The 14046-nt window shown below is 59.8% G+C and carries 11 protein-coding genes and 3 pseudogenes; 10 read left to right on the top strand and 4 right to left on the bottom strand.

Features of this window, described 5'->3' with window-relative positions:
- Nucleotides 1-242: 242 nt before the first annotated feature.
- Together KHO53_RS22125 and KHO53_RS22120 are read right to left on the bottom strand one after the other, a co-directional pair.
- Nucleotides 243-500, bottom strand: a pseudogene (locus KHO53_RS22125) (IS3 family transposase); the annotation flags it as partial.
- A gap of 45 nt (nucleotides 501-545) precedes the next feature.
- Nucleotides 546-1070, bottom strand: a pseudogene (locus KHO53_RS22120) (potassium transporter TrkG); the annotation flags it as partial.
- Nucleotides 1071-1853: 783 nt separating this feature from the next.
- Here KHO53_RS22120 and KHO53_RS22115 point away from each other — a divergent pair.
- The 10 genes from KHO53_RS22115 (at nucleotide 1854) to KHO53_RS22070 (ending at nucleotide 11531) form a co-directional block, all read left to right on the top strand.
- Entirely contained in the window at nucleotides 1854-2267 is a 414-nt protein-coding gene (locus tag KHO53_RS22115) for a hypothetical protein (RefSeq protein WP_213570859.1), read from the top strand.
- Between the two features lie 118 nt (nucleotides 2268-2385).
- Complete coding sequence (locus KHO53_RS22110; RefSeq protein WP_213570858.1) at nucleotides 2386-3069, top strand: methyltransferase family protein; 684 nt, start codon at nucleotides 2386-2388, stop codon at nucleotides 3067-3069.
- A complete protein-coding gene (locus KHO53_RS22105; RefSeq protein ID WP_213570857.1) occupies nucleotides 3066-3335 on the top strand; it encodes a DUF5676 family membrane protein in 270 nt (89 codons plus the stop codon). The genes KHO53_RS22110 and KHO53_RS22105 overlap by 4 nt, the downstream gene beginning before the upstream one ends.
- Before the next feature lie 25 nt (nucleotides 3336-3360).
- Nucleotides 3361-5544: a heavy metal translocating P-type ATPase gene (locus KHO53_RS22100; protein ID WP_213570856.1), complete on the top strand. Its 2184-nt coding sequence runs from the start codon at nucleotides 3361-3363 to the stop codon at nucleotides 5542-5544.
- The gene (locus KHO53_RS22095) at nucleotides 5541-5759 is read left to right on the top strand and encodes a hypothetical protein (RefSeq protein WP_213570855.1); all 219 of its coding nucleotides are present in this window, start codon (nucleotides 5541-5543) and stop codon (nucleotides 5757-5759) included. Before KHO53_RS22100 ends, KHO53_RS22095 begins: the two co-directional genes overlap by 4 nt.
- 44 nt (nucleotides 5760-5803) lie before the next feature.
- Nucleotides 5804-6133 (top strand): DUF2933 domain-containing protein, encoded by a 330-nt coding sequence (locus KHO53_RS22090; protein WP_213570854.1) that lies wholly within the window; start codon nucleotides 5804-5806, stop codon nucleotides 6131-6133.
- A gap of 244 nt (nucleotides 6134-6377) precedes the next feature.
- Complete coding sequence (locus KHO53_RS22085; RefSeq protein ID WP_213570853.1) at nucleotides 6378-6854, top strand: formate dehydrogenase subunit gamma; 477 nt, start codon at nucleotides 6378-6380, stop codon at nucleotides 6852-6854.
- Nucleotides 6851-8413: a formate dehydrogenase beta subunit gene (locus tag KHO53_RS22080; protein WP_213570852.1), complete on the top strand. Its 1563-nt coding sequence runs from the start codon at nucleotides 6851-6853 to the stop codon at nucleotides 8411-8413. Before KHO53_RS22085 ends, KHO53_RS22080 begins: the two co-directional genes overlap by 4 nt.
- Entirely contained in the window at nucleotides 8410-11313 is a 2904-nt protein-coding gene (gene fdhF, locus KHO53_RS22075; RefSeq protein ID WP_213570851.1) for a formate dehydrogenase subunit alpha, read from the top strand. Before KHO53_RS22080 ends, fdhF begins: the two co-directional genes overlap by 4 nt.
- Nucleotides 11310-11531, top strand: a complete 222-nt coding sequence (locus tag KHO53_RS22070) for a formate dehydrogenase subunit delta (RefSeq protein WP_213570850.1) — start codon at nucleotides 11310-11312, stop codon at nucleotides 11529-11531. Before fdhF ends, KHO53_RS22070 begins: the two co-directional genes overlap by 4 nt.
- Nucleotides 11532-11624: 93 nt before the next feature.
- On the opposite strand, the gene KHO53_RS22065 is transcribed toward KHO53_RS22070, so the two are convergent.
- Together KHO53_RS22065 and groL are read right to left on the bottom strand one after the other, a co-directional pair.
- On the bottom strand, nucleotides 11625-12314 hold the full coding sequence (locus KHO53_RS22065; RefSeq protein ID WP_213570849.1) for a phosphoribosyltransferase: 690 nt from the start codon (nucleotides 12312-12314) through the stop codon (nucleotides 11625-11627).
- 105 nt (nucleotides 12315-12419) lie between these two features.
- Nucleotides 12420-14038 (bottom strand): annotated as a pseudogene (gene groL, locus KHO53_RS22060) (chaperonin GroEL).
- Nucleotides 14039-14046: the final 8 nt, after the last annotated feature.

Raw genomic sequence — 14046 nt, 5'->3', positions numbered from 1 at the left:
ATTGTTTCGGCGATTGGTTGAAAACTATTATGCCGACTGGCTGCTATGGGTCGACTCTGTTGAAAAAGTAGCTCCCCTGTCTGGCCTTCGGCAAAACCCTCGCATTGGCCAGCAGGGAAGCACTCACCATGATGGGACAGTTATCGAGTGGGCAGGAGCGACTGTTTTACTCGTCCAACCTTGAAGATCACATCCCAGCCAATCACCTGGACTACCCCCATTCCAATAGACATTTTCCGGCCTCATAACGAGGCGCTTTCAAAGGCCTCAGGACTGACGCCGCCCAAGTGACTATGACGGCGAGTACGGTTGTAAAACACTTCGATGTAATCGAACACATCGGCCCTGGCCAAGTCACGGGTTTTGTAGATGCGCTTACGGATCCGTTCTTTCTTCAAACTGCTGAAAAACGATTCGGCCACGGCATTATCCCAGCAGTTGCCACGCCGACTCATGCTCTGCTCAAGGTTATTGGCCAAGCAAAAGCGCTTCCAGTCATCACATTCTTACTATCCGAGTGGAACATCACTCCAGCCGGTCTAGAACAACAGGATGTACTTGGCTGCCACATGGGAGCGCGGCGTTACTTTCTCCGACCAGTCCGAGGACTCGGTTTGGAAAAATCGCATCCCCCCCACTCGTAACAGCGGAAGGATTGCCACCGCCATGCCGATAAATCCGATGCCACCGAGCCAGTGCAACATCGAACACCAGATCAACAGCCCCGGTGACGCTGTATCCAACCCCGTCAGGACGGTTGAACCGGTGGTGGTAATGCCGGACATCGTTTCAAAGAAAGCGTCGGTGTAGCTGATATGGCTGATCAGCACCATCGGTAATGCGGCGAAGGAACACACCACCCAACTGGAGGTCGTCAGTAGGTACATATGCCCTGGGCGGAGTTGAGCCGTTTCCGGGCGCCCTCGCGCGATCAACAGCAGCCCGCATATAAAGGTAATCACGCTCGACCAGAGAAATGCGAAAAGATCATCGCTATGTTCATGGACCACCAGCGTGATCAGAAAAATACCCAGTATGAAGCCAACAAGCCGCACTACTGCGAGAGACATAGCCGTAGCCTATGAATTGAGCGCTGCACGGTATAAGGGGGCGCCTCCCGAGCATGAGCTTTACGTAAACGCTCTACGTTCAGTCTGTCAGCCATGGCCGCCCTGGCCAAGTGTAGCCTGATCTGTGATCGTGGTCTCTGCAGCCCATCGCCAGGGCCGAATCACGACGTGATTCTACCTCGGCCGCCGAACCCTCCATTAGCTTGACTTTTATCAACTGCTCAATTGTTTTCCGAGCTAGGCTAAAAATTAATACGACCTAATACGTCGAGTGTGTACGCCATGTACTGGTTCCGCCGTTACAGCCGAAGCCTATTGCACCTCACCCTTATGGTGTGGGTATTGGCAGTGGTCGTGATGGCAACGCAGGGGTGCTGGGTGCAGCCGGATCACAATATGGCTACGCCGCACAATGCCGAGCAGTATATGGAGGATGGTCATGCCCTCCACACCAGCGGTTGCCTCCAGACCTGTGAAGACACCGCCTCGGCGATAAAACCTGCATCGCAGACGCCATCATCAGACTTCATCTACTGGACAGTCCTTTGGCTGTTAACTGCGGCAGTGCTAATGCTGCTAAACCTCCAGGAGAACCCCTCCCGCACTGTACTTGCACTGGTGCGCCCCGCACCGCCTAGGGTGCCAGTCCGCCTGATTTTCGTTCGCGCCAACGAATAGTCCCGCTTTCAGAGTGGCTGGGCATCGGTCGCTCTGTCTTGTTGCGTCGCTTTTTCGCGACTCAGCTATTGCTGCTCCATTCCCTCACAATCTCAGGAGTTCATCATGCAAGCGCACTCCAAATGGGTTCTAGCCGCCGTCTTGGCTAGCAGTACGTTCATCACCTCAGCCGAGGATGCGCACCATTCGGCCGAGGCACCAGGCGACTCAACCGAGAACACCGCACCCACCTCGGCGGCCATGACTAGAGCGATGGCCGATCAGATGCAAAAGATGCAGGCCGCGCATGACAAGGCCGCCGCGGCTAAAACACCCGCTGAGCGCCACGCAGCCATGCAAGAAGGCATGAAGACGTTGCAGGACGGCCTGGCCATGATGAGCCAGGAACAGCGCGCAATGGGCTGTATGAACATGCCAGGTGCCAAGGGCGCTGGAGGCATGGGGATGATGGACATGATGATGAAGATGATGGGGCAGCAGTCATCCATGATGGAAATGCCCATGAGCAAGACACCGTAGCCCTGATGCAGTTTCCAGCATCGAGCCTGGTGAGGTCGCTGACTAAGTAAATGCTGATGACTCCTTAGCAGCAGAAGGTCGACATGGATTAAAAATCACAATGCGAGGTGAACCAACCATGAACCCTACTGAATCGGCCTACGGTCTTTGGTCGCTGGTTATCATCAACTCATTAGTATTTATCGTGTTCGCCTTCAGCTTCACCCGGCCTAAGACGAGCCGCGATTGGCGTTCCTTAGGCGTCTTCTCGGCGTTCTTGGTGGCGCTGTTTACAGAGATGTACGGTTTCCCGCTGACGATCTACCTGTTGATGCCCTGGCTCACTCGTCACTTCCCTGGCATCGACTTCCTCTCGCACGACGCCGGGCATTTGCTCGAAATCGTTATGGGGTGGAAGGTCAATCCGCACTGGGGACCCTTCCACATTATCAGCAATCTGCTTATCGCTGGCGGCTTCTGGTTACTAGCGGCCGCCTGGCGCGTGCTCCACAAGGCCCAAAGCACGGGCCAACTGGCGCTAGACGGTCCCTATGCGCGGATCCGCCACCCGCAGTACGTCGGCTTTGTGCTGATCATGTTTGGCTTTCTATTGCAGTGGCCGACCTTGATCACCTTGGTGATGTTCCCAATCCTCCTACTGGTCTACATCAAACTGGCGAAGCGGGAAGAACAGGAGATGCTCGTGCACTTCGGCGATGCCTATCGCACCTATCGCGAAAATACCCCAGCGTTCCTGCCCCGGTCGGCAAGCCACGGCCCCAGCACTACCGTTGTCCCTCCACGTTCGAGGAAACAACCATGAACGCTCCTTGGAAAACTGGCATTTCTCTAGCCCTGACCATGGCCATTTCCTACACCATCTGCGCACTGCTTTATGCACTTTGGCCAGCACAAGGTATCGCCTTTCTAAGTGCCCTCTTCCACGGTCTCGACTTCGGTCGACTGCAAGCCGCGCAAGACTACGGCGCGGCGACGTTCGTCGGGCCGTTGCTGGTCCTGAGCCTATGGGGTGCGGTGGTCGGAACCTTATTTGCCTGGCTTTCCGACAAGATCCATGGCAGGCCTTGATAGCTGATTCGATGAAGAGGCCGAGATGAACCAATCACACATGCAGCACAGCCCGCATCAACAGGCGCTAGCTTCAGGGAAAATGGCAAAAGATCCGATCTGTGGAATGCTGGTAGATAAGACAACAGCCTTGTCACGAGAACGCGGCGGGCGGCGCTATTACTTTTGCAGTGATAGTTGCCTGCGCACCTTCGAGTCGCCCGAAACTGAATTGAAGGCGATGAAAACCCGCGTGACTATTGCCCTGACCGGCGTACTGGCCTTGGCGCTACTGCGCGCGGGCGCCTTCATTGCGCTGGCAGCCGGTGCCACACTGCTGACCTGGGTGCCAATCCCGGCGCTCCCTTGGTTCACGTGGGGTATATGGCTATTCCTGCTGGTAACACCGGTGCAGTTCATTGGCGGCTGGAGCTTCTATAAGGGAGCATGGAACGCCATACGCACCCGTAATATCAACATGGACTTTCTGATCGCCCTGGGCACGTCGGTCGCGTATTTCTACAGCGTCGCGGTGTTGTTTTTCCCTGATGCCCTGCCGGTCGAGGTGGCCGAGCGCGACGTCTACTTCGAGGTATCGGCGGTCATCATCGCCTTCGTCCTGCTGGGTAGGTACATGGAGGAGATCATCAAGAGGAAGTCCTCCGCCGCCGTACGGCGCTTACTTGATCTCAAACCAGCGACCGCGCATGTGATTCGTGATGGACAAGAAGTCGATCTGCCCGCTGAAAGCGTCATGGCCGGCGAGTTCCTGGTAGTCAAGCCTGGTGAAAAAATCCCCACTGATGGCGATGTCAGTGAAGGCCAGTCAACGGTAGATGAGTCCATGCTGACCGGCGAATCGATGCCGGTCGACAAACACCCGGGTAGCCCGGTGATCGGCGGCACACTCAATGGCAGTGGCGTGTTTACGTTCAAGGCAAGCAGGATCGGCGCCGATACCGCGCTTGCGCAGATTATCAAGATGGTCGAAGAGGCGCAGACTAGCACGGCACAGATCCAGCGCTTGGCCGATCGGGTCACCGCCTACTTTGTGCCGGCAGTGGTGACGGTCGCGATATTGGCCCTGATTGGCTGGTCCATTGCAGGGAGCGTTCCGCAAGGGCTGTTGGCCTTTATCGCCGTGTTGATCATTTCCTGCCCCTGCGCCCTGGGCGTGGCGACGCCGGCCGCGTTAATGGTCGGTGTTGGCAAGGGTGCCGATAACGGAATTCTTATCCGCGGTGGCGAAGTGTTAGAGCGGGCAGAAAAACTGAGTACGGTGGTGTTCGACAAAACCGGCACGATTACCCGAGGCGAACCAAACGTAACCGATGTGATCCCGCTTGGCAGCGCATTGGAAAACGAGGTCTTGATGTTCGCCGCCGCCGTGGAGTCTGGCTCCGAACACCCACTCGGCGCAGCGATAGTGCGCGCCGCCCGGCATCGCGGCATCAGCCTGACGAATGCTACCGGCATCACTGGGATTGCCGGTCACGGTATCGAAGGCACTCTCGGCAGTCGCAAGATCTGGCTGGGAAACCGGCGTTTATTCGCCCGCCAAGGCGTCTCGACCACCACCGCCGAGGAACACCTCATCCGCTTGGAAGCCGATGGCAAGACCGCGATCCTGGTCGGTGACAGCGACCGCCTGCTGGGGGTGATTGCCGTGGCCGACACCATTAAACCCGATGCGGCTGAAACCGTTGCTGCATTGCAGGCAAGCGGCATCAAGGTTGTGCTGCTGAGCGGAGATAACCACCGTACCGCCGAAGCGGTTGCGCGACAAGTCGGCATTGAACGCGTTATTGCCGAAGTATTGCCGGATGCCAAGGCCACCGTGATCCGGCAACTGCAACGCGAGGGGCAAGTCGTGGCCATGGTCGGCGATGGTGTCAATGATGCTCCAGCCTTGGCTACCGCTGACATCGGAATCGCAATCGGCTCGGGTTCCGATGTCGCCAAGGAAACCGGGAGCATCATCCTGCTCAAAAACGATGTACGCGATGTGGTCACCGCGATCACACTGTCGCGTGCAACCATGGTCAAGATTAAACAAAACCTTTTCTGGGCTTTTATCTACAACAGCATCGGCATTCCAATTGCGGCGTTCGGCCTGCTTAATCCCATCTTCGCTGCCGCCGCCATGGCACTCAGTTCCCTGTCTGTGATCGCCAACTCCGCGCGGCTCAAACGTGCCCATATTGGCTTAAGTCAGGAGGCCAAGTCATGAACCGCGAAATTTTGATTATCTGTACCCTGGTCAGTGTCGGGGGAATCACCGCCGTGGTGTACCTGTTGGGGTTCACCGGAGAATCGTTGGCCGTAGCAGTGTTTTTTCTGCTGTGTCCGGTCTTGGTCGGGGTGCAACTTATGCGTGGCATCCGCCAATTCGATAACGACATGGCCGAGGCCCAACGGCGCCTGAAAAGGAAGAACCTGCCTTGATGTTCCAGGCGACGCCCCTCCCGTTTCCTTCAAGGAGTGCCATCATGAATCAACATCATTTACCCCAACACCGCGCAAGGGGCACCAATTGGTACTTTTTAGGCTTCCTGGCCATTGCCGGCTATTTCCTTCTCACCGAACACAAGGCCCACATTGTTCCGTATCTGCCATTCCTGCTGCTACTGGCCTGCCCACTGATGCATGTGTTGATGCACCGTGGGCACGGGCATGGCGGACATGAACACGGTGAGCGTGGCGCACCTGGCGATTGCTGCGGCCATCGGCACAGCAGCGAGCGCAATACTCTAGAGGATAATCACGAGCATGGGAGTGTACCCGATGATAGGACGAAACGTCCCGATCGCCCTGCATGACATGCGTCATGCCAGGAACCTGATCGATCATTGGCTGGCTCATGGTCCGGGATTTTGGCCCTCGACCTTCTAGCCTGAACGGCGGGTCGCAAATAGAACTTAAAGGGTCGCATGGGCACCGATGAATCGAAGGCAGCGTGGCAAGCTGCCTTTCATGCTCAGACGCGGTGCAACACAAGCCACAACCGGCCCAACAAGGTGCCCGTTCAGGGTGCCCTGGCCCCGAGACCGTGAGGATTGCCGTATGCCTAATGAGATGTTGCGCCTGCCAATGGTCACTAGTTTGCTGGAACGCCACAAGGGCTCCCCGGGTTCGCTGTTGCCCATTCTTCATGAGATTCAGGAAACCATCGGTTACATCCCAGATGCCGTTGTCCCCGAAATTGCCCACGCCCTCAACCAGAGTCAGGCCGAGGTGCGCGGGGTAATCAGCTTTTACCATGACTTTCGCACCGCGCCGCCGGCGCGGCATATTCTGCGTCTGTGCCGGGCCGAGTCCTGCAAGAGCCGCGGCGCCGAGCAGCTTGCCGCGCAGTTGCGCGAACGTCTGCAACTGGGCGACCACGGCAGCAGTGCCGACGGCAACATCAGTCTGCGCCCGGTGTATTGCCTTGGCGCCTGCGCCTGCTCGCCCGCCCTGGAACTGGACGGTCAGCTGCATGCGCGGCTCACCGCCGAGGGTCTGGATGCCCTGCTCGATGCCTGCCGGGAGGACGCATGATGCCGACGCTTTATCTGCCCTTTGACTCTCTTGCCCGTGCCGTGGGCGCCGATGAAGTGGCTATGGCCCTGGGTACTCAGGCCCTGGAACGTAACCTGCCGCTGGACTTGCAGCGCACCAGCTCGCGCGGCCTGTACTGGCTCGAACCGCTGCTGGAACTGGACAGCCCGCAAGGTCGCATCGGCTTCGGCCCGCTGACCGCTGCCGATGTGCCGTCCGTGCTCGATGCGCTGCAAGGCGAGCCATCCGCCCATCCGCTGGCCTTGGGGCTGGTGGAGGAGTTGCCTTATCTGAAGACCCAACAGCGTCTGCTGTTCGCCCGCGCCGGCATTACCCGGCCGCTGTCCCTCGAGGATTACCGGGCTCACGGCGGCTTCGAAGGCTTGACCCAGGCCATCCTCTTGGGGGGCGAGCGGACCGCGACCGCAGTATTCGATTCGGGCCTGCGTGGCCGCGGCGGCGCGGCGTTCCCGGCCGGAATCAAATGGCGCACGGTGCGCGGCACTCAGGCGGCGCAGAAATACATTGTGTGCAACGCCGACGAAGGCGACTCCGGCACTTTCGCCGACCGCATGTTGATGGAAGGCGACCCCTTCCTGCTGATCGAAGGCATGGCCATTGCCGGTATCACCGTTGGCGCCAGCTATGGCTATATCTATGTGCGTTCAGAATATCCCCAGGCTGTGGCCACCCTGCACGAGGCGTTGGACATTGCCCGGGCCGCCGGTTACCTCGGGGCCAATGTCGGTGGTAGCGGGCTGGCCTTCGACATGCAAGTGCGGGTCGGTGCCGGCGCGTACATCTGCGGTGAAGAAACCGCGCTGCTGGACTCCCTCGAAGGCAAGCGCGGGATCGTCCGCGCCAAGCCGCCGCTCCCCGCGTTGCAAGGTCTGTTCGGCTTGCCGACCCTGGTCCACAACGTACTGACACTGGCCTCGGTGCCACTGATTCTGGCCAAGGGCGCGACGTTTTATCGCGACTACGGCATGGGCCGCTCCCGGGGCACCATGCCCTTCCAGTTGGCGGGCAATATTCGTCACGGCGGCTTGGTGGAACGGGCCTTTGGCCTGACCCTGCGGGAACTGGTGGAAGACTACGGTGGTGGAACCGCCAGTGGCCGGCCACTGAAGGCTGCGCAGGTGGGTGGCCCTCTCGGCGCTTGGCTGCCACCGACGCAGTTCGACACGCCGCTGGATTACGAAGCCTTCGCCGCCATCGGCGCCATGCTCGGTCACGGTGGTGTGGTGGTGGCTGACGACAGCCTGCACATGGCCCACATGGCGCGTTTCGCCATGCAGTTCTGCGCCGAGGAATCCTGTGGCAAATGTACCCCATGCCGCCTCGGCTCGACCCGAGGCGTTGAGGTGATCGACCGCCTGCTGGCCGCACCTGAGCAGAGCGGTCGCATTGAGCAGGCAATCATCCTCAAGGACCTGTGCGACACCCTGCAATACGGTTCGCTGTGCGCGTTGGGCGGCATGACCTCCTACCCGGTCGTCAGCGCCCTCAAGCACTTCCCCGCCGACTTCGGTCTGAACGCTTCGGAGGCCGACCAATGATCACCCTCTTCGACCCGAAAACCGACATCGCCTCGGGCCTGCTTGACCTCGGTACACCGGCCCGCGACAGCCAGGTGCAGGTCACCCTGAACATCGACGGCCAAAGCATCAGCGTGCCCGAAGGCACCTCGGTGATGCGCGCCGCCGCGTTGCTGGGCACCACCATCCCCAAACTGTGCGCCACCGACAGCCTGGAAGCCTTCGGCTCTTGTCGCATGTGCCTGGTGGAGATCGACGGCATGCGCGGCTATCCGGCGTCCTGCACCACGCCGGTCAGCGAAGGCATGCGCGTGCACACCCAGACACCGAAGCTTGCGACCCTGCGCCGCAACGTCATGGAGCTGTACATCTCCGATCACCCGCTGGATTGCCTGACCTGCTCGGCCAACGGCAACTGCGAGCTGCAAACCGTCGCCGGCCAGGTCGGCCTGCGGGAAGTGCGCTACGGCTATGAGGGCGAGAACCATCTGGCCGACGTGAAGGACACGTCCAACCCCTACTTCGACTACGACCCGAGCAAGTGCATTGTCTGCAACCGCTGCGTGCGCGCCTGCGAAGAAACCCAGGGCACCTTTGCTCTGACCATTACCGGGCGCGGGTTCGAGTCCCGGGTCGCGGCCGCCGGTGGCGAGGACTTCCTCGACTCGGAATGCGTGTCCTGCGGCGCCTGTGTGCAAGCCTGCCCGACCGCGACACTGATGGAAAAAAGCGTGGTCGAACTGGGTCAGCCCGAACACAGTGTGATCACCACCTGCGCCTATTGCGGTGTGGGCTGTTCGTTCCGTGCCGAGATGAAAGGCGACCAACTGGTGCGCATGGTTCCGGACAAGAACGGCCAGGCCAACCATGGACACTCCTGCGTCAAGGGGCGCTTTGCCTGGGGCTACGCAACCCACCCGGATCGCATCACCAAGCCGATGATCCGCAAGTCCATTCACGACCCTTGGCAGGAAGTCAGCTGGGATGAGGCCGTGACCTACGCTGCCAGTGAATTGCGCCGGCTGCAGCAAAAATACGGTCGCGACTCCATTGGCGGCATTACCTCCAGCCGCTGCACCAACGAAGAAACCTACCTGGTGCAAAAACTGGTGCGCGCCGCGTTCGGCAACAACAACGTCGACACCTGTGCGCGGGTCTGCCACTCACCGACCGGCTATGGCCTGAAACAAACCCTCGGCGAGTCTGCCGGTACCCAGACGTTCGACTCGGTGATGCAGGCCGACGTTATCCTGGTGATGGGCGCCAACCCCAGCGACGCTCACCCGGTGTTCGCCTCCCAGCTCAAACGCCGCCTGCGTGAAGGCGCACGACTGATCGTCATCGACCCGCGGCGCATTGATCTGGTAGACGCGGTGCATGCCCGCGCCGAACTGCACCTGGCCCTACGCCCGGGCACCAACGTCGCCATGCTCAACGCCCTGGCCCATGTCATTGTCACTGAAGGTCTACTCAACCAGGCCTTTATCGACGCCCGTTGCGAAGGCAGCGATTTCGCCCGCTGGAAAGCGTTCGTCAGCCGCGCGGAAAACTCGCCGCAAGCCCTTGCCCCCGTCTGCAGCGTAGCCCCCGCCCTCATTCGTGCTGCGGCCCGCTTGTATGCCACGGGCGGCAACGCGGCGATCTACTATGGCCTGGGCGTCACCGAGCACAGCCAGGGCAGTACCGCGGTCATGGGCATCGCCAACCTGGCCATGGCCACTGGCAACATCGGCCGCGAAGGCGTGGGGGTGAACCCGTTGCGTGGCCAAAACAACGTTCAGGGCTCCTGCGACATGGGCTCCTTCCCCCACGAACTGCCCGGTTACCGGCACGTCTCCAACGAGGTGGTACGCACGCAGTTCGAACAGGCCTGGAACGTCACCCTGCAACCCGACCCGGGCCTGCGCATCCCCAACATGTTCGAGTCTGCACTGGACGGCCGCTTCAAGGGCCTGTACTGCCAGGGCGAAGACATCGCCCAGAGCGATCCCAATACCCAACACGTCACCGCAGCGTTGTCAGCCATGGAATGCGTGGTGGTGCAGGATATTTTCCTCAACGAAACCGCCAAGTTCGCCCATGTGTTCCTGCCGGGGGCCTCGTTCCTGGAAAAGGATGGCACCTTCACCAACGCGGAGCGGCGGATCTCCCGGGTCCGCAAAGTCATGGACCCCCTGGGCGGCAAGGCCGACTGGGAAGGTACGGTGGCCCTGGCCAACGCCTTGGGCTATCCGATGAACTACGAGCACCCGTCGCAAATCATGGATGAAATTGCCAGCCTGACGCCGACGTTCAGCAACGTCAGCTACGCCTCACTGGATCGCCATGGCAGCCTGCAGTGGCCATGCAACGCCGCGGCACCGGACGGCACTCCAATCATGCACGTCGAGGAATTCGTGCGTGGCAAGGGGCGCTTCATGCTCACCGGCTACGTGCCCACCGAGGAAAAGGTCAACAGTCGCTATCCACTGTTGCTGACCACCGGCCGCATTCTCAGCCAGTACAACGTCGGTGCCCAGACCCGGCGTACCGACAACGTCGCCTGGCACGATGAGGACCGCCTGGAAATCCACCCGACCGACGCCGAGAGCCGCGGCATCAGCGAAGGTGACTGGGTCGGCATCGGCAGCCGCGCCGGACAGACCGTACTGCGTGCGCGGGTCACCGAACGGGTTGCCCCAGGGGTGGTGTACACCACCTTCCACTTCCCTGAGTCGGGTGCCAACGTCATCACCACCGACAACTCCGACTGGGCTACCAACTGTCCGGAGTACAAGGTCACCGCCGTGGAGGTCAGCCGCGTCTATCACCCTTCCGAATGGCAAAAACGCTATCAGGCATTCAGCGACGAACAACGACGCCTACTCGACGAACGTCGCCATGAGCGTAGCGTCGGGACAAAGACACAGGTACGGCGATGAGTACGAACAACCTGATCAAGATGGCCAACCAGATTGCCCAATACTTCGCCAGCGAACCGGATCAACAACAGGCCGTGCTCGGTGTGCGTAATCATCTGCAGATGTACTGGACGCCCAGCATGCGCAAGGAGCTGCTGGCCTGGCAGATAGCACATAAGGGGGCAGACCTGCACCCGTTAGTGCAAGCTGCGGTAAAGGGGGCAGGCTGGGAAGCGTAGGTCCACGAAATCGCTTGGAATGCCCCCTTCCTGTAGGGGTAAGCCAAGGGGTTCATTCATCGCCCTCCCATGGGCTCAAGCCTCGAAACACGCCTATACGCCCGTCTGGTCAGGTCGCTCCTTCTGCCAGGCGCGGTGCAGCAGATCCATGACTTCATCATCTGTGGTCTGCGAAAAATCCACATACCAATAGCCGATTGAAACCAACCATTGGGGGCTTAGCGGACAAATCACCTCTTCGACTTCCCCCCCCAGCTGCTCCAGCGTCTCAAGCGGCGCCACCGGAACAGCGACGACAATTCGAGACGGTGCATGGGTACGCACTGCATGAACCGCGGCGAGCATCGAGGCGCCGGTTGCCAGTCCGTCGTCAATCAGGATCACGACCTGGTCCTTGAGGTACAAAGGTGATCGGTTACCGCGATACACCCGCTCGCGACGCAACAACTCTTGTTGTTCGCGGGCAAGGACAGCATCAAAACTGGCTTTGTCGGTCGGATGGGCACGTAGTGCTTCTTCATTCATGATCCGCACTCCGCCACTGGCAATCGCCCCCATCGCGTACTCTGGCTGCGATGGAAAGCCCAGCTTGCGGACCAGCATCAAGTCCAGGCGAACATTCAGTGCGCAGGCGACCTCGTATGCCACCGGCACACCGCCACGAGGCAACGCCAGGATAATCACGTCGTCTCGATTGGCGTACTTGTTCAGAGGCGCAACCAGACGGCGCCCGGCCTCGGGCCGATTGATAAAGAGGCTTTGGGGAGAGGGGCTAGTCGTCATAGAAATCTCCTGACTCGATACGGTGGCGACTCAACTGACGTCAGCACAGCACAATGGCTTTCGCCATGCTTACCCTTATCTGTGCGTCAGAGGCGCTCAGTTACGTCATTCGGGAAACGAGGGTGGCTGGGGCAGCGGGTTCTTTTCCGGCATATCGGTTATCGTCGCTTCTGTAAGCAGTAGGATGCCGGCGACAGAAACAGCATTTTCCAAGGCGATGCGCACGACCTTGGTGGGGTCTATGATGCCGGCGTCATACATGTCCACGTAGTCAATGGCGGCGGCGTCGAAGCCGATGCTACCTGACTCGGCAAGCATGCGAGCGACCACCACCCCCGAGTCCACCGCTGAATTCTCGGCGATCACCCACGCAGGGGCCTCCAGGGCCCGGCGCAATATTTGCAGTCCGGTCTTGAAATCACCCTCGTTGGCGACCTCCTCGGCCAGGATGTCGGGTACTGCCTTGAGCAACGCGAGGCCACCACCGGGCACGATACCTTCGGCAATGGCCGCACGGGTGGCCGCGATCGCGTCATCCAGCGCCTCTTTGCGGGCCTTCATTTCTGCTTCCGAAGGCGCACCCACCCGAATGACCGCAACGCCCCCGACAACCTGGCCAAGCGTTCCTTCAATTTCTCGCGGTCATAATCGCTCGTGATGGTTTCAATTTGCACCCGGATCTGCTGCAGGCGTGCCTGGATAGCGTCTTGCGTGCCTTTTCCACCAATCAATGCCGTACTGTCTTTGAGTACGACGACTCGATGAATTTGCCCCAGCTGGGCAAGCTCCAGTGTTTCAAGATCAACCCCCAACTCGGCGGACACCAGCGTTGCCCCGGTCAACACAGCGATGTCCTGGAGGATCTCCTTGCGGCGATCACCGAAGCCTGGCGCTTTGACCGCCACAGCACGCAACACGCCGCGGATATGATTGAGGACCAGTGTGGTCAGCGCTTCGCCATCGATTTCGTCGGCGATCACCACCAGTGGCTGGCCACTTTTGGCCACCTGCTCGAGCAAGGGCAGCAGGTCCTTGAGCACACCAATCTTGTGATCGCATAACAATACAAGGGCCTCGCTGAGCTCGACCTGCATTTTCTCGGTATCCGTAACGAAGTAAGGCGATACGTACCCGCGATCGAAACGCATGCCATCCATGATATCGACGACGGTTTCCGTGGTTTTGGACTCTTCGACGCTGACCACGCCTTCGACCCCCACTTTTTCCAGTGCATCGGCAACCAATTGACCGATCAAGGGATCGTTATGCGCTGACAACGTAGCCACCTGGGCTTTTTCCTTCAGCGTACTGACTGCGCGCGACTGTGCCTGCAGTGATTGCATGACCAATGCCAGCCCACGGTCCAGGCCACGTTTGAGGTCAATTGCGCTCGCCCCCGCGACGACATTGCGTACACCATCAGACAGAATTGCATGGGCCAGCACCGTCGAGGTGCTGGTGCCATCGCCGACGGCATCGCCCGTGCGCTCCGCAGCCTGGCGCAGCATCTGTGCGCCGAGGTTCTCTTCCGGGTCGGGCAGATCAACGCGCTTGGCAATGGAGACACCATCGTTGCATACCGTTGGCCTGCCCCACGCACTTTGCATCAACACCGACTTGGACTTCGGCCCCAAAGTCACGCGGACTGCCTCTGCCAATTGGGTGGCACCCTTGAGGATTTTTTCGCGCGCAGCGGATCGAAAGAGGATATGGCTGTGGGGCATTGCTTTGC

Source organism: Pseudomonas sp. RC2C2 (genome assembly GCF_018390435.1).
Classification (GTDB): Bacteria; Pseudomonadota; Gammaproteobacteria; order Pseudomonadales; family Pseudomonadaceae; genus Aquipseudomonas; species Aquipseudomonas donghuensis.
Note: the sequence above shows the minus strand (reverse complement) of the source record. Positions and strands in the feature narration are given on the sequence as shown.

What these genes read in the sequence shown, in the direction of transcription:
- KHO53_RS22115 (WP_213570859.1), top strand. Translation starts at nt 1,854, where the DNA reads ATGCAAGCGCACTCCAAATGGGTTCTAGCCGCCGTCTTGGCTAGCAGT.
- KHO53_RS22110 (WP_213570858.1), top strand. Translation starts at nt 2,386, where the DNA reads ATGAACCCTACTGAATCGGCCTACGGTCTTTGGTCGCTGGTTATCATC.
- KHO53_RS22105 (WP_213570857.1), top strand. Translation starts at nt 3,066, where the DNA reads ATGAACGCTCCTTGGAAAACTGGCATTTCTCTAGCCCTGACCATGGCC.
- KHO53_RS22100 (WP_213570856.1), top strand. Translation starts at nt 3,361, where the DNA reads ATGAACCAATCACACATGCAGCACAGCCCGCATCAACAGGCGCTAGCT.
- KHO53_RS22095 (WP_213570855.1), top strand. Translation starts at nt 5,541, where the DNA reads ATGAACCGCGAAATTTTGATTATCTGTACCCTGGTCAGTGTCGGGGGA.
- KHO53_RS22090 (WP_213570854.1), top strand. Translation starts at nt 5,804, where the DNA reads ATGAATCAACATCATTTACCCCAACACCGCGCAAGGGGCACCAATTGG.
- KHO53_RS22085 (WP_213570853.1), top strand. Translation starts at nt 6,378, where the DNA reads ATGCCTAATGAGATGTTGCGCCTGCCAATGGTCACTAGTTTGCTGGAA.
- KHO53_RS22080 (WP_213570852.1), top strand. Translation starts at nt 6,851, where the DNA reads ATGATGCCGACGCTTTATCTGCCCTTTGACTCTCTTGCCCGTGCCGTG.
- fdhF (WP_213570851.1), top strand. Translation starts at nt 8,410, where the DNA reads ATGATCACCCTCTTCGACCCGAAAACCGACATCGCCTCGGGCCTGCTT.
- KHO53_RS22070 (WP_213570850.1), top strand. Translation starts at nt 11,310, where the DNA reads ATGAGTACGAACAACCTGATCAAGATGGCCAACCAGATTGCCCAATAC.
- KHO53_RS22065 (WP_213570849.1), bottom strand. Translation starts at nt 12,314, where the DNA reads ATGACGACTAGCCCCTCTCCCCAAAGCCTCTTTATCAATCGGCCCGAG.